Genomic DNA, 26,058 nt, shown 5'->3' on the forward strand with positions numbered 1-26,058 from the left:
CTCCCCCCGCCCTGTGCGCCAGCGCTGCGCGTGGCCGTAGTCCCGTGCCTACCAGGTGTCGGCGCGCGCCGCGCCGCAAAGGCGCCGCCGTCTTTCATTCCCATCCTTCGCACCGCCGTCCCGGCCGCTGCGCGCGGCGGCCGCGCCAGCCTTCTACAGCCCCAGCTCCAGCGCCAGCAGCTCGTCCACCGTCTGGCGGCGGCGGATCAGGCGCGCCTGGCCGCCGTCCACCAGCACCTCCGCGATCAGCGGGCGCGTGTTGTAGTTGGAGGACATCGAGGCGCCATACGCGCCCGTGTCGTGGATCACCAGCAGGTCGCCGACCTGCGCGGCCGGCAGGTCGCGCGGCAGCACCACGCCGCCATCGCCCTGCGTGAACACGTCGCCCGATTCGCACAGCGGCCCGGCCACGACGGTGGGCCGGGCGGCGGCGGTGGTGCCATCGCGGCGCAGCAGCTCCATCGCGTGGAAGCTGCCGTACATCGAGGGGCGCATCAACTCATTGAACCCCGTATCGACCAGCACGAAGCGGTTGTTGCCCGCGTTCTTGGCGGCCCGCACCTCGCCCAGCAGCACGCCGGATTCGGCCACCAGGTAGCGGCCCGGTTCGATCTCCAGGCCCAGCTTGTGGCCCACCACCGCCTCGGCCTGCTGGCGCGCGGCGTCCCACAGGCCGTGGTAGTGCTGCGTGTCGACCACCGGGTCCCCGCTGCGGTAGGGAATGGACAGGCCGCCGCCGGCCGAGATGGCATGCAGGTCGTGCCCGGCCGCGTGGGTGGTGCGCACCAGGCCCACCATGGCGCCGCAGACTTCCGCCAGGTGGCTGTAGTCCACGCCCGAGCCGATGTGCATGTGCAGGCCCACGAGCTGGAGGCCGTGCTGCGCGATGGCGGCCAGCGCCGCGGGCAGGTCGGTGTGCCAGATGCCGTGCTTGCTGTGCTCGCCGCCCGTGTTGGTCTTGTTGCTGTGGCCGTGGCCGAAGCCGGGGTTGATGCGCAGCCACACGCCATGGCCGGGCGAACGCGCGCCCAGCTGGTGCAGCATGTCGATGGAGCCCGCGTTGACCGGCACGCCGTGCTCCACCACGCAGTCGAGCGTGGCGGCATCGAACAGGTCGGCGGTGAAGACGATCTCCGACGGCTCTGCGCCGGCCACATAGCCCGCCGCCAGCGCGCGCAGGATCTCGCCGCGCGAGACGGCGTCCACCTTCACGCCCTGCTCGCGCATGAGCTTCAGGATGTGGATGTTGGAACAGGCCTTCTGCGCGAAACGGACGGTCTCGAAATTGGACACCTGCGCGATGCGCTGGCGGATGGTGGCCGCGTCGTACACCCACAGCGGGGTGCCGAACTGGTCGGCCAGGGCCCAGAGCTGGGCGGGAGAGAAAGGGTTGGACATGCGGATTCCCAAGGCAGGATGCGGTGTGAAGGCTGGATGATGCTCCCTTCCCGCCATTTGGTCGAATGCCTTGATTTACAGCATCCATTCATTCTGGATATGCTCTACCCATGACCGATGCCGCCATCTCCCCCCTGGCCCGCCGCATCACCCACCGGCACATCGAAGTGTTCCGCGCCGTGATGGCCGCGGGCAGCGCGACCGGCGCGGCCAGCCTGCTGCACAGTTCGCAGCCCACCGTGAGCCGCGAACTCGCGCGCCTGGAATCGCTGCTGGGCTATGCGCTGTTCGAGCGCATGCAAGGGCGGCTGCGGGCCAACGCGCGCGCGCTCGCGCTGTGGGACGAGGTGCAGCGCTCCTGGCAGGGCCTGGAGCGCGTGGTGGACCGCGCCGTGGCGCTGGGCCGCCCCGATGCCGTGCAGCTGTCGGTGCTGTGCCTGCCCGCGCTGGCGCACGCCCTGCTGCCGGGCGCGGCGGCGCGGCTGTTGCGGGCACACCCGCACGCACGCCTGTCGGTCACGCCGCAGGAGTCCCCGCTGCTGGAGGAATGGATGAGCGCCCAGCGCTTTGACCTGGGCCTGTGCGAGCAGGCCGCCGCCCCGCCGGGCACGCGCGCCGAGGTGCTGCTGACCCTGGATGAAGTGGCCGTGGTGCCGGCGGACCACCCCCTGGCGCGCCGGCCCGTGCTGCATCTGGAGGATTTTGCGGACCAGCCCTTCGTGAGCCTGTCGGCCGACGACCCCTACCGCCGCCTCATCGACGCGCGTTTTGCGCAAGCCGCCGTGCCGCGCACCCTGCGCATGGAAACCCACAGCGCCGCCGCCGTGTGCGCGATGGTGGAACACGGCCTGGGACTGGCCATCGTCAACCCGCTGACCGCCCTGGCGGCGGCCGGCTCCGGCGGCCGGCTGGTGGTGCGGCGGCTGGCGTTTTCGATCCCGTTCAGCGTGGCGTGCGTGCTGCCGCTGTACCGCCCGCCCCTGCCCGAGGTGGCGCCCATGCTGGAGGCGCTCCAGGCCGAGGCGGTGGATGTGGCCCGCCAGTTCCAGGCGCTGCCATGAACGGGCGGCGCAGCCAGAACATAGTGCTATTCAATCAATAGCACTCAGCGCTTGTCCATCAAGCGCCAGGACCCGATTGGCCCAGAGCGATCACGGTGGCGTGAGGGTGCGCACCTTCTCGGCCAGCCGCTCCTGCACCGAGGGCGACACGAACTTGTGCACTTCGCCGCCCAGCACGGCGATCTCGCGCACGAAGGTGCTGCTGATGAACTGGTACTTGTCGCTGGGGGTGAGGAACACGGTTTCCACCTGCGGCATCAGGCTGCGGTTCATGCCCGCGAGCTGGAACTCGTAGTCGAAGTCGGTCACGGCGCGCAGGCCGCGCACCATGGCCTTGCCGCCGCGCTCCACCACGAAGTCGCGCAGCAGGCCCGAGAAGGCCTCGACCTGCACCTGGGGGTAGCCCTTGACCGCCTCGCGGACCATGTCGATCCGCTCTTCCAGGGTGAACAGGGTCTTCTTGTGGTGGCCCGCCGCCACGGCCACGATCACGCGTTCGAACAACTGGGTGGCCCTGCGTACCACGTCTTCATGGCCCAGCGTGATGGGGTCGAAGGTTCCGGGGTATACGGCGAGCACGTTCTGGGCCATGGCTGGTTGTCTCCTGTCTGGCGGAAGGGTCGTTGGCCCCACCTGGCGGGCCGCGTGGGCGCATTATGCAGTGCACTGCAACATGGACGTTCGCGCCCCTGTCCCCGGCGGGCGTGGCAGCGCCCCGGGGGCGCGCGGGTGTGCGGCCTGGGCTCCGGCCTGAAAGGCCTGGCGGCGCCAGGCGGAGGCTTCAGGCGCCGCGCCGCAGCAGGTGGGCGTGCACCGCACCCGCCTTGAGGTGGCGGTGCAGCGCCAGCCCCCAGGGCGCCAGCTCTTCATCGGCCCAGGCGCGCGGTGCCTCGAGGTACACGAACCCATCGGCGGCCACCGCCTTGGCGGCGGCCTGCAGGGCGGCGCCGAACAGGTCGCTGTCGAACGGCGGGTCCAGCAGCACCAGGTCGATGCTGGCGGGCGCGGCCTGCTTGAGGGCGGCGATGCCGTCGCCACGCTGCACGCGCACGGCGGTGGCCTGCAGGCGCTGCTGCAGGGTGTTCAGCTGGGCCACCAGGGCGGCGTCGCTTTCCACCAGCTGCACGGCGCTGGCACCGCGTGATGCGGCCTCCAGCCCCAGGGCGCCGGTGCCCGCGAAGGCGTCCAGGCAGCGCCAGCCCGCCAGGTCCTGGCCGAGCCAGTTGAACAGGGTCTCGCGCACGCGGTCGGGCGTGGGGCGCAGGCCGGGGCGCTGGGCCACGGGCAGGCGGGTGCGCTTCCACAGCCCGCCGATGATGCGGATTTCGCCCGCGCCCTTGGGCGCGGCGGCTGGGGCCGCCTTGTCCTTGGGCGCGCCCTTTTTGCCGGTGGCGGCCGCCGGGGGGGTGGCCGCAGCGGCCTGTGCCTTGCGGATCTCGGCGTTGATGGCGGTGGTTTTCAGGGTCGAGCGGCTCATGGCTTGCCCCCCACCACCACGGTCACCATGCGCTCGGGTTGCAGCTTCCTGGCCATGGCGGCGCGCACGTCGGCCACGGTCAGGGCCTCCACCTTCCTGGACCACTGGTCCAGGTAGTCCAGCGGCAGTTCGTTCCAGGCGATGTTGGCCACGTTGCCCAGGAGTTTCTTGTTGCTGTCGATGCGCAGCGCGAAGCCGCCGATGAGGTTGTCCTTGGCGGCGCGCAGCTCGGCCTCGGTGGGGCCTTCGGCCACGAAGCGCGCGATCACGTCGCGCGAGACCTTCACGGCCTGGGCCGCCTGGTCGGGGCGGGTCTGCAGGCCCACGGTGAAGGCACCCGCATGCATGCCGGCGGCGAAGTAGCTGTAGACGCTGTAGCTGAGGCCGCGCTTTTCACGCACCTCGCTGGTCAGGCGCGAGACAAAACCGCCGCCGCCCAGGATGTGGTTGCCCACCAGCAGCGCGAGGAAGTCCGGGTCGCGGCGCTGGAAGCCCGGCTGGCCGATGAGCACATGGGCCTGGGCCGAGGTGAAGGGGACGTTCTGCTCCACCGGCGCGGCCAGCGCGCTGATCTCGCCCACGGGCGGCAGCGGCGCGCAGCCCGACGCGGCGGGCAGGCGCGACAGCAGCGTGGCGACCAGCGCCTGGGCCTGCGCCCGCGACACGGCGCCCACGATGCTCACCTTGGCGCGGCAGGCAGCGATGTGCTGGGCATGGAACGCCTGCATGTCCGCCACGTTGATGCGCATCAGCGTGTCTTCGGTGGTGCGCACGCCATACGGGTGGCTGCCGTACACCGCCGAGGCGAATGCATACCCCGCCACGGTGGCGGGGCGTGTATTGGCCTCCTTCAGGCTGGCGATCCAGCGGGCGCGGTCGCGCGGCCACACGTCGGCGGGCCAGCTGGGCTCGCCGATCTGGCGCGCGGCCAGGCGGGCGGCCTTGTCGAGCAGCGGCGGGTCGGTGAGCGATCGCAGCGAGTAGTGCAGCGCATCGTTCTCGGCGCCGGCCTCGAAGTTCGCGCCCAGGTCGGCCCAGGCCTCGCCCAGGCCGTTCTCGTCCAGCGCGGGCTCGTTGCCCAGGGCCTTCACGCCCTTGCTGGCCATGGCGGCCATGGCACTGGCCAGGCCCGCCTGCCCCGCCGGGTCGCGGCGGCTGCCGGCGTCAAAGTCGATCTGCACGTCCACCATGGGGATGACGGGGCTTTCGACCAGGTAGACCTTGGCGCCGCTGGGCTCCGTCCAGTGCTGGATGGGCAGCAACGCCCAGGCAGAGTTTGAATAAAAAACCACTCCAGCGCTTATCAACAAAGCGCGAGCAGCTATATTTTTGATAGTAATCATGTGCAAGGGACCCAGGGCGGGTTCAACGGATCACGGCGCCGGGCGGCAGCGTGGGGCGGGCGCGGGGGGCATCCAGGGGCTGTGGCAGCAAGGTGGCCACGGTGAGCTGGTCGTCGCCAAAATACCTGGCGGCCACGGCCTGCACCTGGGCGGGCGTCACGGTGCGCAGCAGCTCCAGCAGGCGCTCGTTGGCGTCGAGCGGAAAACCCTGCACCCAGTTGCCGCCCAGCTCCTGCGCCTGGTTCATCACCGAGTCGCGCTCGTACACGGTGGAGGCGATCCACTGCGTCTTGACGCGCGCGAGTTCGGCCTCGCTCACGCCACCCTGGGCCACGCGGGCCACCTCGGCGCGCAGGGCGTCTTCGACCTGCTGGGCCGTCTTGCCCGCGGCGGGCACGCCGCTGAGCATGAACAGGCTGGGGCCGCGCCCCGTGACCATGGCGCTGCTGTTGGCGCTGTCGGCCACGCGGTTCTCGCCCTGGGTGAGCGCACGGTCGAGCCGCGCGCCGTCGTAGCCGCTGAACACCGCCGACAGCACCATCAGCGCGAGGGCGTCGCGGTCGGTGTCGGTGAGGTTTTCCACGCGGTCCAGGCTGGGGGTGCGAAAGGCCAGCGCCACATACGCCTGCTCGGCCGGCGCCTTGACGGCGATGCGGCGCAGGCCCTGCTGCGCGGGCTCGGCGCGCGGCTTGCGCTCGGGCAGCGCATGGGCGGGGATGCCGCCGTAGTATTTTTCGGCCAGGGCCCGCACCTGCACGGGGTCCACGTCGCCCGCCACCACCACCACGGCATTGGTGGGCGTGTACCACTGGCGGTAGAAGGCGCGCGCGTCGTTCGGCGTCATGGCATCGAGGTCGCTCATCCAGCCCACGATGGGGCGGCGGTAGGGCGACGCGGTGAAGGTGGCGGCAAACAGCTGCTCGGCCAGCATGGCGCGGGGCTGGTCCTCGGTGCGCAGGCGGCGCTCTTCCTTCACCACCTCCAGCTCCTTCTTGAACTCTTCATCCGGCCAGTGGTTGTGGGCGAACCGGTCGGATTCGAGCTTCATCACGTCTTCGAGCCGGCTGGACGGGATCTGCTGGTAGTAGCCCGTGTAGTCGCGGCTGGTGAACGCGTTCTCCCGCCCGCCCAGGGCGGCCACGCGGCGCGAGAACTCGCCCGGCGGCAACGTCTTGGTGCCCTTGAACAGCATGTGCTCGAGCACGTGCGCCACGCCCGTGGTGCCGTCCACTTCGTCCATGGAGCCCACGCGCACCCAGACCATGTGCACCGCCGTGGGGGCGCGCCGGTCGGGCTGCACGATGAGCTGCATGCCGTTCCTCAGGGTGAACTGCTGCGCGCCAGAGGCCGTGGTGGACGGCGTGGAAGAAGGCGCATCGGAGGGTTGGGACACCGGGGTGGTTGCCGCGAAGGCAGCCCCGGACGAGAGGCAGGCCAGCAGGCCCAGTAGGGTGAAAGCACGTTTCATAGAATGGATGATTCTAAGAACCCACCAATGTTCAGTTTTTTCAAGAAAAAGCCCGCCGCTCCGCCATCGACGCCCGCACCGTCCGATGCGCCCTCCCCGGCCATGTCGTCCGGCGCTCCAGCACCTGCCGCTCCCCCCACTTCCGTCCTGCCGGCCACGGCAGTTCCGGCGGTGCATCAGCCGCCGCCAGGGCCTTCGCCTGCCCCCGCGCAGGTGACCACGCCCGCGACAGCGCCCGCAGAAGCTCCCGCCGCGGCGCCGGCCGCTTTTGGCTGGCTGCGCAACCCGTTCGCCCCCAAGGCGCCCGAGGCAGCCCCCACGCCCGTGCCCGCGCCAGCATCGGCCACGGTTCCGCCGCTGGCCCCCGTGGCCGTGGCAGCGCCGGTGCAGGCCCCGTCGCCGGCGCCCGTAGCAGTGGCAGCCCCCCCCATCGCCGCACCGGCACCTGCGCCGGCCGCCCCCGTGGAACGCAAGGGCTGGCTCGACCGCCTCAAGGCCGGGCTGCGCAAGACGGGCAGCAGCATCACCACGGTGTTCACCGGCACGCAGATCGACGATGCGCTGTATGAAGAGCTGGAAGAGGCCCTGCTCATGGCCGATACCGGCGTGAAGGCCACCATGCACCTGCTGGCCGACCTCAAGCGCAGGGTGAAGGACAGCAAGACCACCGACCCCGCCGCCGTCAAGGGCCTGCTGGCCGACTCCCTCGCCGACCTGCTGCGCCCGCTCGAAAAAGCGCTGGTCATCGGCGAGCACACCCCTACGGTGATCATGGTGGCGGGCGTCAACGGCGCGGGCAAGACCACCTCCATCGGAAAACTCACCAAACACCTGGCCGGCGAAGGCGCGGCCGTGCTGCTGGCGGCGGCCGACACCTTCCGCGCCGCAGCGCGCGAGCAGCTCGGTGTCTGGGCCGACCGCAACACGGTCGAAATCGTGAGCCAGGAAGGCGGCGACCCGGCCGCCGTGAGCTTTGACGCGGTCACGGCCGGCAAGGCGCGCGGCAAGGACGTGGTGCTGGTGGACACCGCCGGGCGCCTGCCCACGCAGCTGCACCTGATGGAAGAGCTGAAAAAGATCCGCCGCGTGGTCACCAAGGCCGACGCCACGGCGCCGCACGAGGTGCTGCTGGTGATCGACGGCAACACCGGCCAGAACGCCCTGGCGCAGGTGCGCGCGTTCGACGATGCGCTGCAGCTCACGGGCCTCATCGTGACCAAGCTCGATGGCACGGCCAAGGGCGGCGTGCTGGCGGCCATCGCGCAGGAACGCCCCATTCCGGTGTATTTCATCGGCGTGGGCGAGAAGCTCGAAGACCTGGAGACCTTCAACGCGCGCGAATTCGCGCAGGCCCTGCTGACCTGAAAACCCGCCCGCAACCGCGATCCATGGCCCCCTCGGGGCCATTTTCACGTTTACGAACGGCAGCAATTCCCCCATGATGGGCTTTCCCCAGGAAAGGCGCGGACGCCCATGTTCATTGAGCTGGTCAAAGGTGTTGCCTTGCTGCTGGCGCTGTGCTTCCTGCATGGGTTCAACATCCGCGTCTGGCGCCGGCACCCGCGCACCGGGCAGGTTTTCTCCGGCATCCTCTTTGGCTCCATCTGCGTGGTGGGCATGCTCACCCCCGTGGTGCTGATGCCGGGCGTGATCTTCGATGCGCGCTCGGTCGTGCTCAGCATGGCGGGCCTGTTCGGGGGCCCGCTGGTGGCCTGCATCGCCGCCGCCATGGCCGCCACGGGCCGCCTCTGGCTGGGGGGCGCCGGCGCCGAGGTGGGCCTGCTGGTGATTGCGCTGTGCACCACGCTGGGCCTGGTCTACCGCGAAGGCCGCGCGCGCGGGCGCCTGGGGGTGGAGCCCGTTCCGCTGGCCCTGTTCGGGTTGCTGCTGCACACCGCAGTCGTCGCCCTGTTCCAGCTGCTTCCCGCCGAGGCCGTCCAGCGCATCAACCAGACCCTGGCCGTGCCTTTCCTGCTGACCTTCACGCCCGCCACGGTGGTGCTGGGCCTGCTGCTGCGCGATGTGGAAGAACGCCTGGCCACCGAGCGCGCGCTGCATGGCACGGCGGCGCGCCTGCGCGCCATCGCCCAGGCGATCCCCGACGTGCTGCTCGTGCTGGACGCCCGTGGGCGGTATGTGGAGGTGCTCTCGCCCGACGACGCACCCCTGGCGGCCAGCCCGCCCCAGCTGATTGGCAAGCGGCTGCATGACGTGCTGCCCGCGCCACAGGCCGACAGCTTCCTGGAGCTGATCCGCAATACCTTGCAGTCGGGCCAGACGCACAGCATGGAGTACGAGATGCAGACGCTCTCGGGCCCACGGCATTTCGAAGGGCGCGCTCAGCCCCTGGGCGTTCAGGTGGGCGGCCAGGCGGCCGTGGTCTTCCTGGCCCGCGACATCACCAAGCGCAAGCTCGCCGAGGGCGCGCTGCGCGAATCGGAGCTGCGCTTTCGCTCGCTGCTGCGCAACATTCCGTCCATCTCCGTGCAGGGCTATCTGGAGGACGGCACCACCAGCTACTGGAACCGGGCGTCCGAGCAGCTCTACGGCTACACCGCCGAGGAAGCGCTGGGCAGCAACCTGCTGGACCTCATCATCCCGCCGGCCATGGCCGACACCGTGCGCGGGCACATGCGCCACATGTTCGCCACGGGCGAGGTCATCCCGGCGGGCGAACTGCAGCTGCGGCGCAAGGACGGCTCGCCCGTGGACGTGTTCTCCAGCCACGCCTACATCCAGGTGCCCGGGCATCCGCCCGAGATGTTCTGCATCGACATCGACATCTCGGGGCGCAAGGCCGCGGAGGACGAGGCCCGCTACCTGGCGTTCTACGACGCGCTCACGCAGCTGCCGAACCGGCGCCTGCTGGTGGACCGGCTGCAGCAGGTGCTGGCCAACGGCGCGCGCTCGGGCCTGACCACCGCCGTGCTGTTCGTGGACCTGGACAACTTCAAGACGCTCAACGACACCCGGGGGCATGAGGTGGGGGACCTGCTCCTCAAGGAAGTCGCCCTGCGCCTGCCCGGCTGCGTGCGGGAACAGGACACCGTGGCCCGCCTGGGTGGCGACGAATTCGTGGTGGTGCTGCAGAACCTCAGCAGCGACCCGCCGGAAGCCGCGGCGCAGGCGCGCACGCTGGGAGAACTCATCCTGGCCCAGCTGCGCCAGCCCTACCAGCTGGCGGGGCACGAACACCATTTCACGGCCAGCATCGGCGTCACGCTCCTGCGCGACCACCGCGACTCCGTGGACGAAGTCCTCAAGCAGGCGGACATGGCCATGTACCGCGCCAAGGACGCGGGCCGCAACACCCTGCGCTTTTTCGACCCCGACATGCAGCAGGCCGTCAACCGCCGTGCGCTGCTGGAGGCGGAGCTGCACACCGGACTGCGGCAGTCGCAGTTCCTGCTGCTGTACCAGCCCCAGGTGGACGACCAGGGGCGGGTGACCGGCGCAGAGGCACTGGTGCGCTGGCGGCACCCGGTGCAGGGCATGGTCCCGCCGTCCGAGTTCATCCCCCTGGCGGAAGAATCCGGCCTGATCCTGCCCCTGGGCCACTGGGTGATGGAAACCGCCCTGCGCCAGCAGGCCCGGTGGCGCCAGCACCCGCAGTTTGCCCACCTGAACGTCGCCATCAACGTGAGCGCGCGCCAGTTCCTGCAGGACGATTTCGTGGCCCAGGTGCTTGCGCTGCTGCAGCGGACGGGGGCCGATCCGGCACGGATCAAGCTGGAACTGACCGAAAGCCTGCTGCTCGACAACGTGGACAACGTGATCGCGACGATGCGCGCGCTCAAGGCCCATGGGCTGGGCTTTTCGCTCGACGACTTTGGCACGGGCTACTCGTCCTTGAGCTACCTCAAGCGCCTGCCGCTGGACCAGATCAAGATCGACCAAGGCTTCGTGCGCGGAGTGCTGCTGGACCCGAGCGACGCGGCCATCGCCCGCTCGATCATCGCCCTGGCGGGCAGCCTGGGCCTGGACGTGATCGCCGAGGGGGTGGAAACGGCGGCGCACCACCAGTTCCTGCTGGCACACGGCTGCAAGGCGTTTCAGGGCTACCTGTTTGGCAGGCCGCTGGCACTGGAAGACTTTGAACGGGCGGCGCTGGAGGCACTGGGCCCCGCAAAGGCCCCCGGCTGACCTCGCGCCAGACCGGCGCCGCGATGGCATTCAAGTTGCCGCACGCAAATGCCGATAACCAAAGGCCACGACAGTCGGCCCCGCGCCGCGCCTCCGTGGAAACCATGGAGGTGCCCCATGAAAATCGAGTCGTCCACCCTGCAGATGCAGGCCCGGCATGCCGCCACGCGCATGCACAGCCAGACAAGCCGCCTGGAAATGTGGGTGGGCGAGCGCCCTCCGGGCACGCCCGCCGCCCGCCAGGCCCCGCCGCCCCAGATCTCCAGCGCGGCCCGCCTGGCCCAGGCCGCCCACGCGGCCTCGGCCTCCGTCGAGCCGCGCCCCACGCGCGACCCCGACGAAGGCCTGACACCCCAGCTCGCGATGATCCGCGACCTCATCGAACGCATGACCGGCGTGCTGGTTCGCGTGTATGCCGGGCCCAAGGCCGCCGAGGCGCCCGCCGAGCCCGTGCCCGCTGCGCCGCCCGCCGGGGACGGCACCACGGAGGCCCCCCGCCAGCGCGCGGGCTTTGGCGTGATCTACGAACAGCGCGAGGTGCTGGAGGAAACCGAACGCACCCAGTTCGCGGCGGCGGGCACCGTGCGCACCGCCGATGGCCGGGAGATCCAGTTCACGCTGCAGCTGGACATGCAGCGCAGCTACCGCGAGGAATCCTCCGTCAGCCTGCGGCTGGGCGATGCCGTGGCGGTGGACCCCCTGGTCATCAACTTCGACGGCACCGCCGCGCAGCTACAGGACCTGCGCTTCGCCTTCGACCTGGACGGCGACGGGCAGACCGAACAGGTGCCTCTGCTGGCCGGGAACCGGGGCTACCTGGCGCTGGACAACAACCAGAACGCACGCATCGACAACGGCCTGGAACTCTTCGGCCCGGGCACGGGGAACGGCTTTTCGGAGCTGGCCCGGCATGACAGCGACGGCAACGGCTGGATCGACGAGGCCGACCCCGTCTTCCAGCAACTGCGCGTGTGGACCCCGGATGCGGATGGCACGGGCCGCCTGCAAACCCTGCAGGAGCTGGGCGTGGGCGCGGTGCAGCTCAGCGCCCAGGCAACGCCCTTTGCCCTGCGCAGCGCCGACAACGGCAGCCTGGGCGCCGTGCGCTCCACCAGCGTCTACCTGCGAGACGACGGCAGCGCGGGCACGGTGCAGCAGATCGACCTGAGCGTGTAGCCAGCCCAGCCACAGGGGCCAGGCAGGAACCTGCACCTGCCGCCCAGGAGGCTGGAAAAACGGCGTATGCCCCGCAGTCAGGCCAACACCGTGGCATGGGCCACCTGCGCATCCACCCAGCCGGCATATTCTGCGGACCCCTGCAGCGCCTGCACCACCAGTTGCGGCAGCGCATAAGGATGTTGCGCCCGCAAAAGCGCCAACAGCGAGTGCAGCGCGCGCGCCACGGTCTTGCAGACCAGTCGGAACTCACGGTCCTCCTGCGAGGCGCCCTGCCAGCGGAAGTAGGCCGTGATCGGCTCCACCTGCACACAGGCCGCCAGCCGCGCCTGCAAGACCAGCTGCGCCAGCCGCCGCGCTTCCGCTTCGGTGGCCACCGTGGTGGTGACAACGAGAATGTCGCAAAGGGCGGTCGGCTCGGTCATGCGCGTCTCCCGAAGTTGGGCGCTGCAGTCTGCCATAGCGTCCTACCGAGCGCCAGCCGCAGGAAAACCCCCTGGGCCCTCCACGGACAGCTCCACAGGCGGCCCCACCTCCCACTGCACGCCCATGGAGCCGAGAACCCGGACCGCATGGCGCAGGAACCATGTGTCCGAAACACACTCTCACCACGAGCAATGCATGCCTTGCGGCCTCGGGAATTACAGAAATTTCTTTTGAAATCAATGCACTTGGTGCATCTCTCCACCTGCGGCAGGCCCGGCAGCGAGAGGGAAACCCACCGCGCGCACAGAGGCCTTCGCCCCGAACAACCGGAAGGGAACTCCGGGTTTAGCACTCACTCATAGAGAGTGCTAACATCATGGCTTAGAGGAAAGGATTCCCGGAATGAACATTCAATCTGGAACCGCGACGACGACTTTGGCGCCCGCCAACCCCTGGGCGCTGGTGCCCCCGCTGGGCAATCTGGATGCCTACATTTCCGCTGTCAACCGCCTGCCGCTGCTCACCCACGAAGAAGAGCAGACGTACGCACGCCAGCTCAAGGACCACAACGACCTGGACGCCGCCGGACGGCTGGTGATGTCGCACCTGCGCCTCGTGGTGTCGATTGCGCGCCAGTACCTGGGCTACGGCCTGCCGCATGGCGACCTGATCCAGGAAGGCAACGTCGGCCTGATGAAGGCCGTGAAGCGTTTCGACCCCGACCAGGGCGTGCGCCTCGTGAGCTATGCCATGCACTGGATCAAGGCCGAGATCCACGAATACATCCTAAAGAACTGGCGCATGGTCAAGGTCGCGACGACCAAGGCCCAGCGCAAGCTGTTCTTCAACCTGCGCTCGATGAAGCAGGGTTTCAAGGCCGATGCTTCCGCCGCGGATGCCGCGACGCACCGGGACACGCTGTCCGAGCAGGAAATCGACACCGTGGCCGCGCAGCTCAACGTGAAGCGTGAAGAAGTCATCGAGATGGAAACCCGCATGTCCGGTGGCGACGTGCTGCTCGACCCTGCACCTTCGGACGATGGCGAACAGGCGTTTGGCCCCATTGCATTCCTGGCCGATGCCTCGCATGAGCCCACTGCCATGATCGAGTCGCGCCAGCGCGATGCGCTCGCCACCGACGGCATCGCCACGGCGCTGGACAGCCTGGACGCGCGCAGCCGCCGCATCGTGGAAGAGCGCTGGCTCAAGGTCAACGACGACGGCACGGGCGGCATGACGCTGCATGAACTGGCCGCGGTCTATGGCGTGAGCGCCGAGCGCATCCGCCAGATCGAGGTGGCCGCCATGAAGAAGATGAAGAAGGCGCTGGCCGACTACGCCTGAATGCCCGCGGGGGCGCGTTAATATCCCGCTTGTGCAGAAGTTGCCTCGAGGGGCCCCAGTTCTGGGGCCCCTTGTCGTTATGGCCCCGAACTTTTTTTGGAGGAGACCCACCCCATGTCACGCCCCGTTTCCCGCCGCGCATCGCTGCTGATCGCCCTGGCCGCCGCATCCCCCTGGGCACTCGCCCAGAACACCGCCAGGCCTTCGGCCCCGGCCGCGGCCGCGCAGGCCTGGCCGAACAAGCCGCTGAAGATCATCGTGGGCTTTCCGGCCGGCACCTCGCCCGACCTCACCGCGCGCGCTTTCTCGGAACCCCTGTCCAAGGCCCTGGGCCAGCCGGTGATCGTGGAAAACAAAGTGGGGGCAGGCGGCAACATCGGCGCCGACGCGGTGGCCAAGGCGCGTGATGACCACACCATCGGCCTGATGATCAACGGCAACATGACCATCGCCAAGATGATCAACCCTGCCGTGCCCTACGATCCGCTCAAGGACCTGGCGCCGCTCAGCCTCATCGGCACATCGCCCCTGGTGCTGACCGCGCCCGTCACGCAGCCGGGCGTACCCGCCAACAGCGACGCGCGCGATTTCTTCGTGGCGGCGCGCAACGGCGGCGACAAATGGAGCTATGGCACACCGGGCGTGGGCACCGTGGGCCACATCGGCACCGAGCTGCTGAAGTCGCGCAGCAACATCAACCCCGTGCACGTCCCGTATCCGGGCTACCCGCAAGTCGCCAATGCCATGCTGGGCGGCCAGCTGCAGATGGCGCTGCTGCCCCCGGCGCTCGCCCAGGCCCAGGTGCGCGCCGGCAAGCTGCGCGCCATCGGCGTCACCTCGGCGGGCCGCAGCCCGCTGGCACCCGATATCCCGAGCCTGTCGGAAGCCGGTATCCGGGGCTTCAACCTGGAAATCTGGAATGCGTTTGCCGCGCCGGCCACGATGCCCAAGCCACTGCAGGCCAAGCTGGCCGCCGTGATCAGCGAGATCGCCCGCAGCGAAGACATGCGCAACAAGCTCTTTCAGCAGGGATGGCAGGTGGCAGGCACCTCGCCCGAGGGGCTGGCCAACCGCATCAAGGCCGACACCAGCCTGCTGGGCGGCGTGATTGCGATGCGCGGGATCAAGGCGGAGTAGAGTCCCACAGGCCATCGGCGGGCGGCATACATTTGTTGCAGCGCGCCATGAACCCGGGTAAGGTCCATGGATCCTGCCCGGGTTTTTTGTTCCGGGCCCTGCCGCCCCGGAATCCCACGCCCGCATGCCCCATTGCCGTACCACCCCATCCCTGCCTTCCGGTGGCGGGTGCTGCCTGTGCGCAGGACAGCAGCAGTGCCTGCTGGGCCGGCAAGACGAAAAACGGCGCGCTGGCTGGAAGCCCCTTCTGGTGGAGCGCCCGGTGCGCAAGGGCGAGTTGCTCTTGCGGCAGGGGCAATCGGGGCAGAAGACGTTCAAGATCGTCAAGACCGGCATCGTCGTGGTGCTGTGCAGCGGCGAGGACGGCGTGGAGCGGCCGATCGGCCTGTTCGGCGCCGGGCAGCCCCTGGGCTCGACGGCGCTCGTGCAGGAACCGGCCGCCGTGTCCTGCCGGGCGCTGACCGCGGGGCGCATCTGCGAGGTGCCCGTGGAAGCGGTCCTCCAGCAGGGGCTGCTGGATTCCGAGTTGCTGCGGGGGCTTGCGCAAAGCTACGCCCACACGAACGCCCGCCTGGCCGACTGGGCACGCATCGCCCGCATCCGTGGGGTGACGGGGCAGCTGGCGGCCACCCTGCTCCAGCTGGCCAACCTGCAGCGCAGCTCCCTGGTGCGGCTGCCCAGCCACCAGGTGCTGGCCGATCTTCTCTCCACCACCCGGGAAACCATTGCGCGCACGCTGCGCCAGCTCGCGCTGCGCCATGGGCTGGTGCGCCGCGACCGCTGGCATTGTGAAATCCAGCGCGATGTCCTGATCGGGCTGGCGGGCGGCCCGGCGCAACAAGCCGGCACCTAGCCTCCGCGCGCGCAGCCCTTACAGAACGGCGGAATCCTCGCTCGCCCGTTGCGCCAGCAGAAGCTGCGCGACGTGGGCTGGCGCCACCGCCCGGGAGTACAGCCACCCCTGGTAGGCATCGCAGCCGTACTGCGCCAGCAGGCCCAGCTGTTCCGCAGTTTCGACCCCTTCGGCCACGACGTGCAAGCCCAGTGTCTTGGCCAGCACGATGATGGCCTGCACGAGGACCGCATCGCCGTTGCTGTGCAGCAGAGGGTGGATGAACTCGCGATCGATCTTGATCCGGGAGACCGGCAAGTGCTTCAGGTACGCCAGGGATGAATGGCCCGTGCCGAAGTCGTCAAGGGCGATGCACACGCCCAGCGCCTGCAGGCGGCACAGCACATCGCGGGCCTGCGCGGGGTCCGCCATGGCCTCGGATTCGGTCACCTCGATCTCCAGCAGGTCGGGCCGCGCGCCGTGGAGGGCCAGGCTGCGTTCGATCTGCTCCACCAGGTCGGTCTGGCGCAGCTGCTGCGCGGACAGGTTGATCGCCACGCGCAGCGGCAGGCCCGCCCGGTCCCATTCGGCGATCTGCTGGCACGCCGTGCCGATCACCCACGCACCCACGGCAAGGATCAGGCCCGTCGCCTCCGCCACGGGAATGAAACGGGCCGGGGGAACCTCGCCCAGCTGGGGATCGGTCCACCGCAGCAACGCCTCCACCGCCTGGATGCGGCCGCTGCCCACCTCCACCTGCGGTTGGTAGTGCAGATGGAGCCCGCCATAGGCCAGGGCCAGCTTGAGGCGCTCGTGCAGTTGCAGCTTCTCCGCCATGCGGGCGCCCAGCGGCGGCTCGTAGAACGCGTAGTTCGCGCGGCCGGACTCCTTGGCGTGGTACATCGCCATGTCGGCATAGCGCATGAGAGTGGGCGCATCCTGCGCGTCCCGCGGGTACACGGCAATTCCCAGGCTCGCGCCGAAATCGAGTTCAAAGCCATGCATCTGAAAGGGCTGGCACAGCGCCGCGAGGACCTGGGCGGCCACCTGTTCCACGTCGCGGACCTGCGCGATCTGCGGCAGCAGCACGGTGAATTCATCCCCGCCCAGCCGTGCCAGCGTATCGCCGCCGCGCAGGACACTCTTGAGCCTGCGCGCCACTTCCACAAGCACCCGGTCCCCCGCGGCGTGTCCATAGCCGTCGTTGACGGCCTTGAAGTCGTCCAGGTCCAGCACCAGCAGCGCAAAGGAATGGCCGCCAAGCGCCGCTTCGGCAATGGCCTGCTCCAGCCGCTGGCCGAACTGCCAGCGGTTGACCAGGCCGGTCAGGGTGTCGTGCGTGGCCTGGAAGTGCATCTGGGCCTGCAGCCTGCGCACCTCCGAGATGTCGCGCACGAAGGCCACGGCCGTGCCGCCCTGCGCGTCGGTGTAGCCCAGGGCGATATCCACCGGCACGGACCGGCCGTCCTTGCGGGCGATCCACAGATCCCGCCCCATCCCCATGGGCCGGCGCGACGGCGACTGGAAGTAGCTGTCCAGATGGCGCCCATGCGCTTCCCGCAAGGCGGGCTGCAGCAGGAGGCTGACGGGGCTGCCGCACAGCTCATCGGCCGCATAGCCGGAGATGGACTCCATGGCCGCGTTGGCCATGACGATGCGGCCGCCGCGGTCCACCAGCAGGATGCCGTCGGGGGCCGCGTTCGTGGCGGCCAGGATCAGCGCGCCCTCGTCGGCCGGTGAAAGGGGTGCCGCGGCCATCACCCCAGGTCCTTCTTCATTCTTCATCCTTCATCGCGTCGGGCCCGGCCAGGCCCGTCCCCGCCGCCCCGCCACAATGGCAGGCGGTTGCGCCGGGTGGCGTCTACGTACAAGCGCATCGATGCCAGATTCCTTTGAAAAATGGATGTCACCAGAGCACCTTGCCGCGCACGGGGGCAAGGCGCATCGCATGGAGCCATCCGCCAGCGGCGGCACAGGCCCTGGGACCACTCTAGAGAATCACGCGGGCATTGGCATCCAGATGGCCCCGACCAGGGCCTGCAACTTGCCGCGAATGTGACGTATGTCGCGTTCCTGCCCCCGGACGTGAGGCAAATCCACGACAAAAAGCCGGAGCAGGCGCCAGCAGCGCCCGGCGGCACATCCGGTCAGCCTGCTTCCGCCAGCAGCGCCTTCACGTCGGACGCCAGGGCCTGCGCTCCGCTGCCATAGCGGTTGTAGACGCGCAAGCGCCCTGCCGGGTCATAGACATAGCTGCCCGCCGAATGGTCCATGGTGTAGCTGGTGGGTGTCTTGCCGTCGACCTTCTTGTAGTAGATCTTGAAGTCCTTGGCGACGGCTGCCAGCTGCTCGGGCGAGCCGTACAGCGCCAGGAAGCTGGGGTCGAAGTTGGCCATGTAGGCCTTGAGCACCTCCGGCGTGTCGCGCTCGGGATCCACCGTCACGAAGATGCCCTGCAGGCGGTCGCCGTCCTTGCCCAGCATCTTCTTGACCTCGGCCAGCTCCTGCATGGAAGTGGGACACACGTCGGGACATTGCGTGAAGCCGAAGAAGACCACCACCACCTTGCCCGCGAAGTCCTTGATGTGGCGCGCCTGGCCGTTGTGGTCGGTCAAGGGGATGTCGCGGGCATAGTCCGCGCCGGTGATGTCCACGCCGCGAAACTCTGCCTTTTTCTCGGAACAGGCACTGAAAATGCCCGCAGCGCTTATGGACAAAGCGGCAAAAGCTATCGTTTTAAGAGCACTTCTTTTGAGCATGGGCATGGGCGGGTTCACAGCACGTAATGGTCCACCAGGAGGGCTGCAAACAGAGCGCTCAGGTGAATGAGGGAAAAGCGGAAGGTCTTGCGCGCGAGCGCGTCCGAGTAGTTGCGCCACAGCGCGAAGCCGTAGCCGCAAAAGCCTGCGCTCAGCACCACGGCGGCGGCCAGGTAGATCCACGAACTCATGCCGTAGACGAAGGGCATCAGGCAGCCCGCGAACAGGATCAGGGTGTACAGGAATACCTGCAGGCGGGTGAACTCGTTGCCATGCGTCACCGGCAGCATGGGCAGGCCGGACTTGCGGTAGTCCTCCACCCGGTACAGGGCCAGCGCCCAGAAGTGGGGAGGCGTCCACAGGAAGATGATGAGGAACAGGATGAGCGCTTCCGGTCCCACATCGTTCGTCATGGCCGCCCAGCCCAGCACGGGGGGCATGGCGCCGGACGCGCCGCCAATCACGATGTTTTGCGGCGTGAGGGGCTTGAGGATCACCGTGTAGACGACCGCATAGCCCACGAAGGTGGCGAACGTGAGCCACATCGTGAGCGGGTTCACCCAGAAATACAGCAACGCGGACCCCGCCGCGCACAGCACGGCCGAGAACAGCAGCGTCTGCGCGTTGGACAGTTCCCCCTTGGCCGTGGGGCGCCAGGCGGTGCGCTTCATCTTGGCGTCGATGCCCTGCTCCACGATGCAGTTGAAAGCGGCTGCCGCGCCGGCCACCAGCCACACGCCCGCGCACGTCAGGGCCATCAGCCCCAGCTGCGGTGCGGAAGGAAGCCCAGGCACGGCCAGCACCATGCCGATGAGCGCACAAAAGACGATGAGCTGGACCACACGGGGCTTGGTCAGCGCATAGAACTGCGACAGGCGCGAGGGCGGGGAAACAACGGCGGGGGCAGCAGCACTCATGCGGACACTCTCGATGCGCCCGATGGCGCGGAAAACTCTTGGGGCGCGGATGCCGCGCGGCTGGACACCAGGGCCCAGGTCAATACCACCGCCAGCGCCGCGGCGCCGCCGGTGTGCAGCACGGCGGCCACCAGCGGCCAGTCCAGAACCACGTTGGACAGGCCCGTGGCCAGTTGCAGCAGCGCAAGCCCCGCCAGCCAGCGGCACTGGGCGGGCAACACGTGCGCCCGCCGAAGGCCCCACCACACGATGCCCAACGCTGCGAGCACTGCATAGGCCATCAACCGGTGCGCATAGTGGATGGCCGTGAGACCGGCGAAGCTGATGTGGCTGCCATCCTGCAGCATGCCCAGCGCGCGCCAGACCTGGAAACCCTGGCCAAAGTCCATCTCGGGCCACCAGCTCCCCTGGCAGGTGGGAAAGGTGGTGCACGCCAGCACCGCGTAGTTGGTGCTGACCCATCCGCCCAGCACCACTTGCAGGGCCACGAGCAAGCTGGTGGCGACCAGGCCCCAGCGCAGCCCCGTCGAGAGGCGCACGGGCGTGCGGCCCTGGGCGCGGTGGGTATGGCGAACCGCCTGCACGCACAGCAGCGCCAGCAGCACCAGCCCCCCGATGAGGTGCAGCGTGACGATGGCTGGAAACAGCTTCATCGTCACCGTCAAGGCGCCAAAGGCCCCCTGCAGGCAGACCCAGAACAGCGTGAAGGTGGGCCACCACGGGCTGACGGGAGGCCCCTCGTCCCCGTCGCGGCGGGCCTTGCGGTGCTGCACCCAGGCCGACACGGTGAGCACGATGATGAGCACGCCCACACCGGTGGCCAGGTAGCGGTGGATCATCTCGACCCAGGCCTTGCCATGGGTCACGGGGCCGGTGGGCATGGCCTGCTGGGCGGCGGAGATCTCGGTGTGTGCGCCCACGGGGCTGGCGCTGCCGTAGCAGCCGGGCCAGTCAGGACAGCCCAGGCCCGAATCGGTCAGGCGCGTGAAGGCGCCGAACAGCACCAGGTCGAAGGTCAGGAACAGGGTGAGCACGGTCAGCGCCTGCAGGCGCCGCATGGGAGAGCTGCCACGGTTGCGCAGGCCGACCCAGGCCAGGGGGCCGAGCGCTATCAGCACGCCCAGCAGCATGAGCCGGGCGATGGGCGCCAGATCGTAGAGCGGCTGGGCGTCCATCACGGCTTTCCGGGGCGTCCGGCTTCATCCCAGGAAGACGACGCGCGCAACAGGCGTTCAAGATCCCGCTTGGCCTTGGCCGCGCCGGCCGTGTCCATCGCCGCAGGAAACCGCATCATCCAGTTGCCCATCGGGTCCACGACATACAGGTGCTCGGCGGACCGATGGCCTTCGGCGGGGGCCAGCCAGGCGCCCAGCGCGGCGCCGTCCACCCGCAGCACCGTCGCCTTCTGCAGGGCGGGCGCGAGCTCGGCCGGCACGCTGGCGGCATCATTCACCAGCCAGACCCAGTCCACCCGGTCTTTTTCCTTGCCCAGGCTTTCGCGCAGCTGGCGCTGCAGGTACAGGTGCTTCTGGCAGTCCGCGTCGCAGGCACCGCCCGCCACGCTGACCAGGAGCCACTGCCCCTTCAGAGACGCCAGCGAAACAGCATTGCCGTCCAGCGACGTGGCGTCGACCTGCGGCATGGTGCGCTGGGGGTCGATCAGTTCGCCGTAGTTGCGGCGGCCCTCGGGGCGAACCACGTAGTAGGTGAAATACGAGGCGATGACCGGGGCCGCGCAGATGAGCAGGACGCCGAACATCTTCCATCGCCCATGGCGGGCACGCTGGGCCGTGGCCACGGCGCCGTCCGCCGGGGGCAGCGTGTGCACGGTAAGGCCCAGAGGGTGGTCCCCATGGGCCTCAGGCGGCAGGCTGGCTGCGCGGGCGAATGAAGCGTCGGACGATTTGGAACCAGACATAGAGAAGTGCAATCAGGCCGCAGAGCCCGAACCATTGAAATGCGTAACCGTAATGCTTGTCGACGCCCGCGCCGACCACGGGCCAGTCGCGTTGCAGCCCCTCGCCTGCTTCGCCCGTCTGCAACACCGTGAGGTTGGCGAGCGCAAGACCGGTTTCGGTGCGGAACGCTGCCAGGTCGAGATTTTGCCGGATGCGGGAAGACCCCTGTGCGCTATCGGCCCCCTGGAAGTCATACAGGCGCGAAGGCGGGAGCGCCACGCGGCCCTGCACGCGCACCACCTGGTCCTGCACGGTCTGCACCCGCGGCAGCTGCGTGCGGTCCTGGAAGTTGCGGGCGGCCCAGCCACGCTGCACCAGCACCACCGCGCCGCTGCCTTCGGCCAGCTGCAGCGGTGTCAGCACGAAAAACCCGGGGCGGCCGTGCATCTGGCGGTTGTCAAGGTACACGGTGTGCTCCGGCAGCCACCGGCCTTCCAGCACCACGGCACGGTGCACGAGCGCTGCCGCATCCGGCTGCGCCGCGGCTGCGAGCAGCGTTGGGGCGTCGACGGCGGGCATGCGGCCACGCTCCTCCAGCATGGCTTGCAGGGCCTCCTTCTCCGCGGCGCGCGACAGCTGCCAGCGGCCGAGCGAGGCCGTGGCCAGCATGCCGGCCACCGCAGCAAGGGTGATCAGCCAGAAACGCAGGCCCAGGGGACGACGTGACACTGTCACAGGATAATGTTCTCCATGAAATACCTCGTAGTGGTGGCGTTCATCGCCATTCTGGCCAGCCTGGCCTCCGCCCTGTTCTTCATGATGCGCAATGGCCGCAATGACAAGGCCAAGGGCAGCCACATGGCCAAGGCACTCGCGGTGCGCGTGGGGCTCTCCATCGTGCTCTTCCTGTGCATCCTGGTGGCGTGGAAACTGGGCTACATCCAGCCCACCGGCCTGCCGGCCTCCCGTTGACCGGGGCCATGAAGCGGCAGTGGCCCAAGCCCCCGCATACCCCCTTCTCATCCCGCCCTGGCCCTGCCAACAAAAAAAGCGCCGCGAGGCGCTTTTTTGTTGGCAGCGTGCCTGGTTACATCCAGTAGACCAGCACGTACAGGCCCAGCCACACCACGTCCACGAAGTGCCAGTACCACGCGGCGCCTTCGAAGCCGAAGTGCTTGTCCGCGGTGAAATGTCCCTTCTGCAGGCGCAGCGTGATCACCAGCAGCATCAGCATGCCCAGGAACACGTGAAAACCGTGGAAGCCCGTGAGCATGAAGAACGTGGAGCCGAACACGCCGGAGCTGAGCTTGAGGTTCAGGTCGGTGTAGAGATGGAAATACTCGTAGCCTTGCACCAGCAGGAACACGAAGCCCAGCAGCACCGTGGCCCACATGAAGCCGATGGTCTTGCCACGGTGGTTTTCGCGCAATGCATGGTGGGCAATGGTCAGCGTCACGCCCGACGTCAGCAGCAGCGCCGTGTTGATGGTGGGCAGCCAGAAGGGGCCCACGGTCTGGAAGGGTTCGACGATGCCGGCCGGCGAGGCGGTGGCACCGGCGGCAAGGCTGGGCCAGACCGCCTTGAAATCGGGCCACAGCAGCGCGTTGTCCAGGCTGCCCAGAGCGGGCACCGAGTGCGAACGCGCCCACCACAGTGCCGTGAAGAACGCGCCGAAGAACATCACTTCCGAGAAGATGAACCAGCTCATGCTCCAGCGGTACGACAGGTCGATCTTGTGGCCGTACAGGCCGCCTTCGCTCTCGCGCACCGCATCGCCGAACCACTGGTACAGCGTGAACAGCCACCACACCAGGCCCAGTGCCAGGGAATACTTGCCCCAGTCGTGGCCATTGATCCACTGGCCCGCGCCCAGAATGACGAAGAACAGACCGGTTGCCGCCATCACCGGATGACGCGACTCTGCGGGTACATAGTAGTACGGGGTTCCGCCGTGGGTTGATGCACTCATTTCAGCTCCTGACTCTCAAAATCTTTGTTTTCGGCTTTGTTGTTGCGGATACGGTTCCAGCAACCCATTCACACGACCCAGTTCACCAACGCGATCAGGCCGATCACCAGCAGAAAGACGGCCACCAGCCCCACCACGATGATATGCAGCGGGTTGAGCTTTTCGACATCCTGCTGGTACTCGCTGCCCTTGCGCAGACCTATCAGCGACCAGGCCACCGCCCGCACCGTGCGCAGCAGCGATCCCTTGCGCTCGTGGGGCTTCACCACCGGCTGCTCCACTGGCGTATTCATGAACCCGCTCCCGCCGCTGGAGAGACCAGGGGCGCGGACAGGCCCACGGCGGCAGTGGACTGCGGTGCTGCCGGCGTCTTGCCACCCACCTCGAAGAACGTGTAGGACAGCGTGATGGTCGTCACGTCCTTGGAAATACGCGGATCAATCACAAATGCCACGGGCCATTCCTTTTTTTCTCCAGGCTCCAGCGTGTACTGGTTGAAGCAAAAGCACTCCAGCTTGTTGAAGTGCGCCGCGGCCTGGCGCGGTGCATAGCTCGGTATGGCTTGCGCAGCCATGCGGCGGTTCTGCACGTTCTGGAACTCGTACATCACGGTCGTCAGCTCGCCCGGGTGCACCTGCACCGAACGCTGGGCGGGCTTGAAATCCCACGGGCCGCGCGCGTTGGCGTCGAACTCCACCGTGATCGTGCGGGTCTTGTCCACCTGCGTGTTGCCCGGTACTTTGACATCCTTGCCGGCCACGCCGTTGCCGGGCACCTGCCGCTCGGACAGCGACAGGATGTTGATGCCCGTCATCTCGCAGATGTGCTTGTAGATGGGGATCAGCACATAGCCGAAGGCGAACATGCCGGCCGCGATCACGACCAGCTTGCCGACCATCTTGGCGTTTTCGCGGTGCAGGCTCATGGCAGGTGCGGGCTCAGCGGGACAGCAGAACGACCTTGACCATGAACCCGACGAAGAACACCACCGCGACGGACGCCAGGATCAGCGCCATCCGCAGGTTGCTCTTTTTCTGTTCGGGTGTCATGGGCATGGTGTTCAGCCGATCACGCGGGTGGCCGTGGCGTCCAGCTTGGGGGGATTCTCGAACGTATGGAAAGGTGCTGGCGACGGGACTTCCCATTCCAGGCCTTCGGCGCCGTCCCAGGGCTTGGCCGCAGCCTTCTCGCCCCTGCCGCGCATGGCGGGGATGATCACCGCCACGAAGAAGTACACCTGCGCGAGACCGAAGCCCAGCGCGCCCACCGAAGCGATGGCGTTGAAGTCGGCGAACTGCATCGGGTAGTCGGCATAACGGCGTGGCATGCCGGCCAGGCCCAGGAAGTGCATCGGGAAGAAGGTGATGTTGAAGAAGATCAGCGAGGACCAGAAGTGGATCTGGCCGCGCGTTTCGGAGTACATCACGCCGGTCCACTTGGGCAGCCAGTAGTACACGCCCGCGAACATCGAGAACAGCGAGCCGGCCACCAGCACATAGTGGAAGTGGGCCACCACGTAGTAGGTGTCCTGCAGCTGGATGTCGATGGGCGCCATGGCCAGGATCAGGCCGGTGAAACCACCCATGGTGAACACGAAGATGAAGCCCACGGCGAACAGCATGGGGGTCTCGAACGTCATGGAGCCGCGCCACATGGTGGCGATCCAGTTGAAGATCTTCACGGCCGTGGGCACGGAGATCAGCATGGTGGCGTACATGAAGAACAGCTGGCCCGTCACGGGCATGCCGGTCGTGAACATGTGGTGTGCCCACACGATGAACGACAGGATGGCGATGGAGGAGGTCGCGTACACCATGGAGGCGTAGCCGAAGAGCTTCTTGCGTGCGAACGCGGGCACGATCTGGCTGATGATGCCGAAGGCCGGCAAGATCATGATGTACACCTCGGGGTGGCCGAAGAACCAGAAGATGTGCTGGTACATCACCGGGTCACCGCCGCCGGCGGGGTTGAAGAAGCTGGTGCCGAAGTGGCGGTCCGTCAGCGTCATGGTGATGGCGCCAGCCAGCACGGGCATCACGGCGATCAGCAGGTAGGCGGTGATCAGCCAGGTCCAGGCGAACATGGGCATCTTCATCAGCGTCATGCCGGGCGCGCGCATGTTCAGGATGGTCACGATGATGTTGATCGAGCCCATGATGGACGAGGCACCCAGGATGTGCATCGCGAAGATGCCGGCGTCCATGGAGGGGCCCATCTGCAGCGTCAGCGGCGCGTACAGCGTCCAGCCGGCGGCGGGTGCGCCACCGGGCATGAAGAACGAGCTCACCAGCATGATGGCCGCGGGGATCATCAGCCAGAAGCTGAAGTTGTTCATGCGCGCGAAGGCCATGTCGGATGCGCCGATCTGCAGCGGGATCATCCAGTTCGCGAAGCCCACGAAGGCCGGCATGATGGCGCCGAACACCATGATGAGGCCGTGCATGGTGGTGAGCTGGTTGAACAGCTCGGGGTTCACCAGCTGCAGGCCGGGCTGGAACAGCTCGGCGCGGATCAGCAGTGCCAGGACGCCGCCGACCATCAGCATGGCGAAGGCGAACAGCAGGTACAGGGTACCGATGTCCTTGTGGTTGGTGGCGAACACCCAGCGGCGCCAGCCGGTGGGGCCGTGGTGGTGGTCGTGGCCGTCGTGTGCGTGATCGCCCGCGTGCCCGTGATTGTCGAGAACTGCGCTCATTTTGGATTCCTCAAT

General features: G+C 68.2%; 25 protein-coding genes. 8 read left to right on the top strand and 17 right to left on the bottom strand.

Features of this window, described 5'->3' with window-relative positions; all coding sequences use genetic code 11:
- Nucleotides 1-153: 153 nt before the first annotated feature.
- Nucleotides 154-1,398: a diaminopimelate decarboxylase gene (gene lysA, locus ACAM51_RS07785; RefSeq protein ID WP_369643183.1), complete on the bottom strand. Its 1,245-nt coding sequence runs from the start codon at nt 1,396-1,398 to the stop codon at nt 154-156.
- A gap of 110 nt (nt 1,399-1,508) precedes the next feature.
- Between lysA and ACAM51_RS07790 the strand changes: the two genes are divergently transcribed.
- Complete coding sequence (locus ACAM51_RS07790) at nt 1,509-2,459, top strand: LysR family transcriptional regulator (protein WP_369643184.1); 951 nt, start codon at nt 1,509-1,511, stop codon at nt 2,457-2,459.
- 90 nt (nt 2,460-2,549) lie between these two features.
- Here ACAM51_RS07790 and coaD read toward each other — a convergent pair whose 3' ends face one another.
- From coaD to ACAM51_RS07810, 4 genes are all read right to left on the bottom strand, one after another.
- Nucleotides 2,550-3,050 (bottom strand): pantetheine-phosphate adenylyltransferase, encoded by a 501-nt coding sequence (gene coaD, locus ACAM51_RS07795; protein ID WP_218295921.1) that lies wholly within the window; start codon nt 3,048-3,050, stop codon nt 2,550-2,552.
- A gap of 190 nt (nt 3,051-3,240) precedes the next feature.
- Nucleotides 3,241-3,936: a 16S rRNA (guanine(966)-N(2))-methyltransferase RsmD gene (gene rsmD, locus ACAM51_RS07800; RefSeq protein ID WP_369643185.1), complete on the bottom strand. Its 696-nt coding sequence runs from the start codon at nt 3,934-3,936 to the stop codon at nt 3,241-3,243.
- Nucleotides 3,933-5,279, bottom strand: a complete 1,347-nt coding sequence (locus tag ACAM51_RS07805; RefSeq protein ID WP_218295923.1) for a pitrilysin family protein — start codon at nt 5,277-5,279, stop codon at nt 3,933-3,935. Before ACAM51_RS07805 ends, rsmD begins: the two co-directional genes overlap by 4 nt.
- Nucleotides 5,280-5,301: 22 nt before the next feature.
- Nucleotides 5,302-6,747 carry a M16 family metallopeptidase gene (locus ACAM51_RS07810; RefSeq protein ID WP_369643186.1) on the bottom strand — a complete coding sequence of 482 codons (1,446 nt, stop codon included), beginning with the start codon at nt 6,745-6,747 and terminating at the stop codon, nt 5,302-5,304.
- Between the two features lie 27 nt (nt 6,748-6,774).
- On the opposite strand from ACAM51_RS07810, the gene ftsY reads away from it, so the two are divergent.
- The 3 genes from ftsY (at nt 6,775) to ACAM51_RS07825 (ending at nt 12,066) form a co-directional block, all read left to right on the top strand.
- A complete protein-coding gene (gene ftsY / locus ACAM51_RS07815; RefSeq protein WP_369643187.1) occupies nt 6,775-8,112 on the top strand; it encodes a signal recognition particle-docking protein FtsY in 1,338 nt (445 codons plus the stop codon).
- A gap of 108 nt (nt 8,113-8,220) precedes the next feature.
- Nucleotides 8,221-10,890 carry an EAL domain-containing protein gene (locus tag ACAM51_RS07820; protein ID WP_218339563.1) on the top strand — a complete coding sequence of 890 codons (2,670 nt, stop codon included), beginning with the start codon at nt 8,221-8,223 and terminating at the stop codon, nt 10,888-10,890.
- Between the two features lie 117 nt (nt 10,891-11,007).
- On the top strand, nt 11,008-12,066 hold the full coding sequence (locus ACAM51_RS07825; RefSeq protein WP_369643188.1) for a hypothetical protein: 1,059 nt from the start codon (nt 11,008-11,010) through the stop codon (nt 12,064-12,066).
- Nucleotides 12,067-12,143: 77 nt separating this feature from the next.
- Here the strand turns inward: ACAM51_RS07825 and cutA are convergent, their stop codons facing one another.
- A complete protein-coding gene (cutA, locus tag ACAM51_RS07830; protein ID WP_369643189.1) occupies nt 12,144-12,491 on the bottom strand; it encodes a divalent-cation tolerance protein CutA in 348 nt (115 codons plus the stop codon).
- Between the two features lie 403 nt (nt 12,492-12,894).
- Here cutA and rpoH point away from each other — a divergent pair, with 403 nt between their 5' ends.
- The 3 genes from rpoH (at nt 12,895) to ACAM51_RS07845 (ending at nt 15,826) form a co-directional block, all read left to right on the top strand.
- Entirely contained in the window at nt 12,895-13,836 is a 942-nt protein-coding gene (gene rpoH, locus ACAM51_RS07835) for an RNA polymerase sigma factor RpoH (RefSeq protein ID WP_369643190.1), read from the top strand.
- 114 nt (nt 13,837-13,950) lie between these two features.
- Nucleotides 13,951-14,973, top strand: a complete 1,023-nt coding sequence (locus ACAM51_RS07840) for a tripartite tricarboxylate transporter substrate binding protein (RefSeq protein WP_218295937.1) — start codon at nt 13,951-13,953, stop codon at nt 14,971-14,973.
- Nucleotides 14,974-15,097: 124 nt separating this feature from the next.
- Entirely contained in the window at nt 15,098-15,826 is a 729-nt protein-coding gene (locus tag ACAM51_RS07845; RefSeq protein WP_369643191.1) for a Crp/Fnr family transcriptional regulator, read from the top strand.
- 18 nt (nt 15,827-15,844) lie between these two features.
- On the opposite strand, the gene ACAM51_RS07850 is transcribed toward ACAM51_RS07845, so the two are convergent.
- The 6 genes from ACAM51_RS07850 to ACAM51_RS07875 form a co-directional block, all read right to left on the bottom strand.
- Nucleotides 15,845-17,563 (bottom strand): putative bifunctional diguanylate cyclase/phosphodiesterase, encoded by a 1,719-nt coding sequence (locus tag ACAM51_RS07850; RefSeq protein WP_369643192.1) that lies wholly within the window; start codon nt 17,561-17,563, stop codon nt 15,845-15,847.
- A 389-nt stretch (nt 17,564-17,952) separates the two neighbouring features.
- Nucleotides 17,953-18,570 carry an SCO family protein gene (locus ACAM51_RS07855; RefSeq protein ID WP_218295940.1) on the bottom strand — a complete coding sequence of 206 codons (618 nt, stop codon included), beginning with the start codon at nt 18,568-18,570 and terminating at the stop codon, nt 17,953-17,955.
- A gap of 8 nt (nt 18,571-18,578) precedes the next feature.
- On the bottom strand, nt 18,579-19,481 hold the full coding sequence (gene cyoE, locus ACAM51_RS07860) for a heme o synthase (protein ID WP_369643193.1): 903 nt from the start codon (nt 19,479-19,481) through the stop codon (nt 18,579-18,581).
- Nucleotides 19,478-20,656 carry a heme A synthase gene (locus tag ACAM51_RS07865; protein ID WP_369643194.1) on the bottom strand — a complete coding sequence of 393 codons (1,179 nt, stop codon included), beginning with the start codon at nt 20,654-20,656 and terminating at the stop codon, nt 19,478-19,480. The genes cyoE and ACAM51_RS07865 overlap by 4 nt, the downstream gene beginning before the upstream one ends.
- Nucleotides 20,656-21,399: a hypothetical protein gene (locus ACAM51_RS07870; RefSeq protein ID WP_218295943.1), complete on the bottom strand. Its 744-nt coding sequence runs from the start codon at nt 21,397-21,399 to the stop codon at nt 20,656-20,658. Before ACAM51_RS07870 ends, ACAM51_RS07865 begins: the two co-directional genes overlap by 1 nt.
- Nucleotides 21,341-22,114 carry an SURF1 family protein gene (locus ACAM51_RS07875; protein ID WP_369643195.1) on the bottom strand — a complete coding sequence of 258 codons (774 nt, stop codon included), beginning with the start codon at nt 22,112-22,114 and terminating at the stop codon, nt 21,341-21,343. Before ACAM51_RS07875 ends, ACAM51_RS07870 begins: the two co-directional genes overlap by 59 nt.
- A 15-nt stretch (nt 22,115-22,129) precedes the next feature.
- Between ACAM51_RS07875 and ACAM51_RS07880 the strand changes: the two genes are divergently transcribed.
- Nucleotides 22,130-22,351, top strand: a complete 222-nt coding sequence (locus tag ACAM51_RS07880; protein WP_218295945.1) for a twin transmembrane helix small protein — start codon at nt 22,130-22,132, stop codon at nt 22,349-22,351.
- A gap of 115 nt (nt 22,352-22,466) precedes the next feature.
- Here ACAM51_RS07880 and ACAM51_RS07885 read toward each other — a convergent pair whose 3' ends face one another.
- The 5 genes from ACAM51_RS07885 to ctaD all read right to left on the bottom strand — a co-directional run bounded on the left by ACAM51_RS07885 (nt 22,467) and on the right by ctaD (nt 26,043).
- Nucleotides 22,467-23,348 (bottom strand): cytochrome c oxidase subunit 3, encoded by an 882-nt coding sequence (locus tag ACAM51_RS07885; RefSeq protein ID WP_218339571.1) that lies wholly within the window; start codon nt 23,346-23,348, stop codon nt 22,467-22,469.
- Between the two features lie 68 nt (nt 23,349-23,416).
- On the bottom strand, nt 23,417-23,641 hold the full coding sequence (locus ACAM51_RS07890) for a DUF2970 domain-containing protein (protein ID WP_218339572.1): 225 nt from the start codon (nt 23,639-23,641) through the stop codon (nt 23,417-23,419).
- Complete coding sequence (locus ACAM51_RS07895; protein ID WP_218295948.1) at nt 23,638-24,273, bottom strand: cytochrome c oxidase assembly protein; 636 nt, start codon at nt 24,271-24,273, stop codon at nt 23,638-23,640. The genes ACAM51_RS07890 and ACAM51_RS07895 overlap by 4 nt, the downstream gene beginning before the upstream one ends.
- Before the next feature lie 13 nt (nt 24,274-24,286).
- A complete protein-coding gene (locus ACAM51_RS07900) occupies nt 24,287-24,397 on the bottom strand; it encodes a cytochrome oxidase small assembly protein (RefSeq protein WP_218296306.1) in 111 nt (36 codons plus the stop codon).
- An 11-nt stretch (nt 24,398-24,408) separates the two neighbouring features.
- On the bottom strand, nt 24,409-26,043 hold the full coding sequence (gene ctaD / locus ACAM51_RS07905) for a cytochrome c oxidase subunit I (protein ID WP_369643196.1): 1,635 nt from the start codon (nt 26,041-26,043) through the stop codon (nt 24,409-24,411).
- Nucleotides 26,044-26,058: the final 15 nt, after the last annotated feature.

The organism is Acidovorax sp. A79 (genome assembly GCF_041154505.1).
In the GTDB taxonomy this organism is placed as follows: Bacteria; Pseudomonadota; Gammaproteobacteria; order Burkholderiales; family Burkholderiaceae_C; genus Acidovorax.

Bases quoted from the DNA above. Each gene is read 5' to 3' on its own strand.
- lysA (WP_369643183.1), bottom strand. From the start codon at position 1,398: ATGTCCAACCCTTTCTCTCCCGCCCAGCTCTGGGCCCTGGCCGACCAG.
- ACAM51_RS07790 (WP_369643184.1), top strand. From the start codon at position 1,509: ATGACCGATGCCGCCATCTCCCCCCTGGCCCGCCGCATCACCCACCGG.
- coaD (WP_218295921.1), bottom strand. From the start codon at position 3,050: ATGGCCCAGAACGTGCTCGCCGTATACCCCGGAACCTTCGACCCCATC.
- rsmD (WP_369643185.1), bottom strand. From the start codon at position 3,936: ATGAGCCGCTCGACCCTGAAAACCACCGCCATCAACGCCGAGATCCGC.
- ACAM51_RS07805 (WP_218295923.1), bottom strand. From the start codon at position 5,279: ATGATTACTATCAAAAATATAGCTGCTCGCGCTTTGTTGATAAGCGCT.
- ACAM51_RS07810 (WP_369643186.1), bottom strand. From the start codon at position 6,747: ATGAAACGTGCTTTCACCCTACTGGGCCTGCTGGCCTGCCTCTCGTCC.
- ftsY (WP_369643187.1), top strand. From the start codon at position 6,775: ATGTTCAGTTTTTTCAAGAAAAAGCCCGCCGCTCCGCCATCGACGCCC.
- ACAM51_RS07820 (WP_218339563.1), top strand. From the start codon at position 8,221: ATGTTCATTGAGCTGGTCAAAGGTGTTGCCTTGCTGCTGGCGCTGTGC.
- ACAM51_RS07825 (WP_369643188.1), top strand. From the start codon at position 11,008: ATGAAAATCGAGTCGTCCACCCTGCAGATGCAGGCCCGGCATGCCGCC.
- cutA (WP_369643189.1), bottom strand. From the start codon at position 12,491: ATGACCGAGCCGACCGCCCTTTGCGACATTCTCGTTGTCACCACCACG.
- rpoH (WP_369643190.1), top strand. From the start codon at position 12,895: ATGAACATTCAATCTGGAACCGCGACGACGACTTTGGCGCCCGCCAAC.
- ACAM51_RS07840 (WP_218295937.1), top strand. From the start codon at position 13,951: ATGTCACGCCCCGTTTCCCGCCGCGCATCGCTGCTGATCGCCCTGGCC.
- ACAM51_RS07845 (WP_369643191.1), top strand. From the start codon at position 15,098: ATGCCCCATTGCCGTACCACCCCATCCCTGCCTTCCGGTGGCGGGTGC.
- ACAM51_RS07850 (WP_369643192.1), bottom strand. From the start codon at position 17,563: ATGGCCGCGGCACCCCTTTCACCGGCCGACGAGGGCGCGCTGATCCTG.
- ACAM51_RS07855 (WP_218295940.1), bottom strand. From the start codon at position 18,570: ATGCCCATGCTCAAAAGAAGTGCTCTTAAAACGATAGCTTTTGCCGCT.
- cyoE (WP_369643193.1), bottom strand. From the start codon at position 19,481: ATGAGTGCTGCTGCCCCCGCCGTTGTTTCCCCGCCCTCGCGCCTGTCG.
- ACAM51_RS07865 (WP_369643194.1), bottom strand. From the start codon at position 20,656: ATGGACGCCCAGCCGCTCTACGATCTGGCGCCCATCGCCCGGCTCATG.
- ACAM51_RS07870 (WP_218295943.1), bottom strand. From the start codon at position 21,399: ATGTCTGGTTCCAAATCGTCCGACGCTTCATTCGCCCGCGCAGCCAGC.
- ACAM51_RS07880 (WP_218295945.1), top strand. From the start codon at position 22,130: ATGAAATACCTCGTAGTGGTGGCGTTCATCGCCATTCTGGCCAGCCTG.
- ACAM51_RS07885 (WP_218339571.1), bottom strand. From the start codon at position 23,348: ATGAGTGCATCAACCCACGGCGGAACCCCGTACTACTATGTACCCGCA.
- ACAM51_RS07890 (WP_218339572.1), bottom strand. From the start codon at position 23,641: ATGAATACGCCAGTGGAGCAGCCGGTGGTGAAGCCCCACGAGCGCAAG.
- ACAM51_RS07895 (WP_218295948.1), bottom strand. From the start codon at position 24,273: ATGAGCCTGCACCGCGAAAACGCCAAGATGGTCGGCAAGCTGGTCGTG.
- ACAM51_RS07900 (WP_218296306.1), bottom strand. From the start codon at position 24,397: ATGACACCCGAACAGAAAAAGAGCAACCTGCGGATGGCGCTGATCCTG.
- ctaD (WP_369643196.1), bottom strand. From the start codon at position 26,043: ATGAGCGCAGTTCTCGACAATCACGGGCACGCGGGCGATCACGCACAC.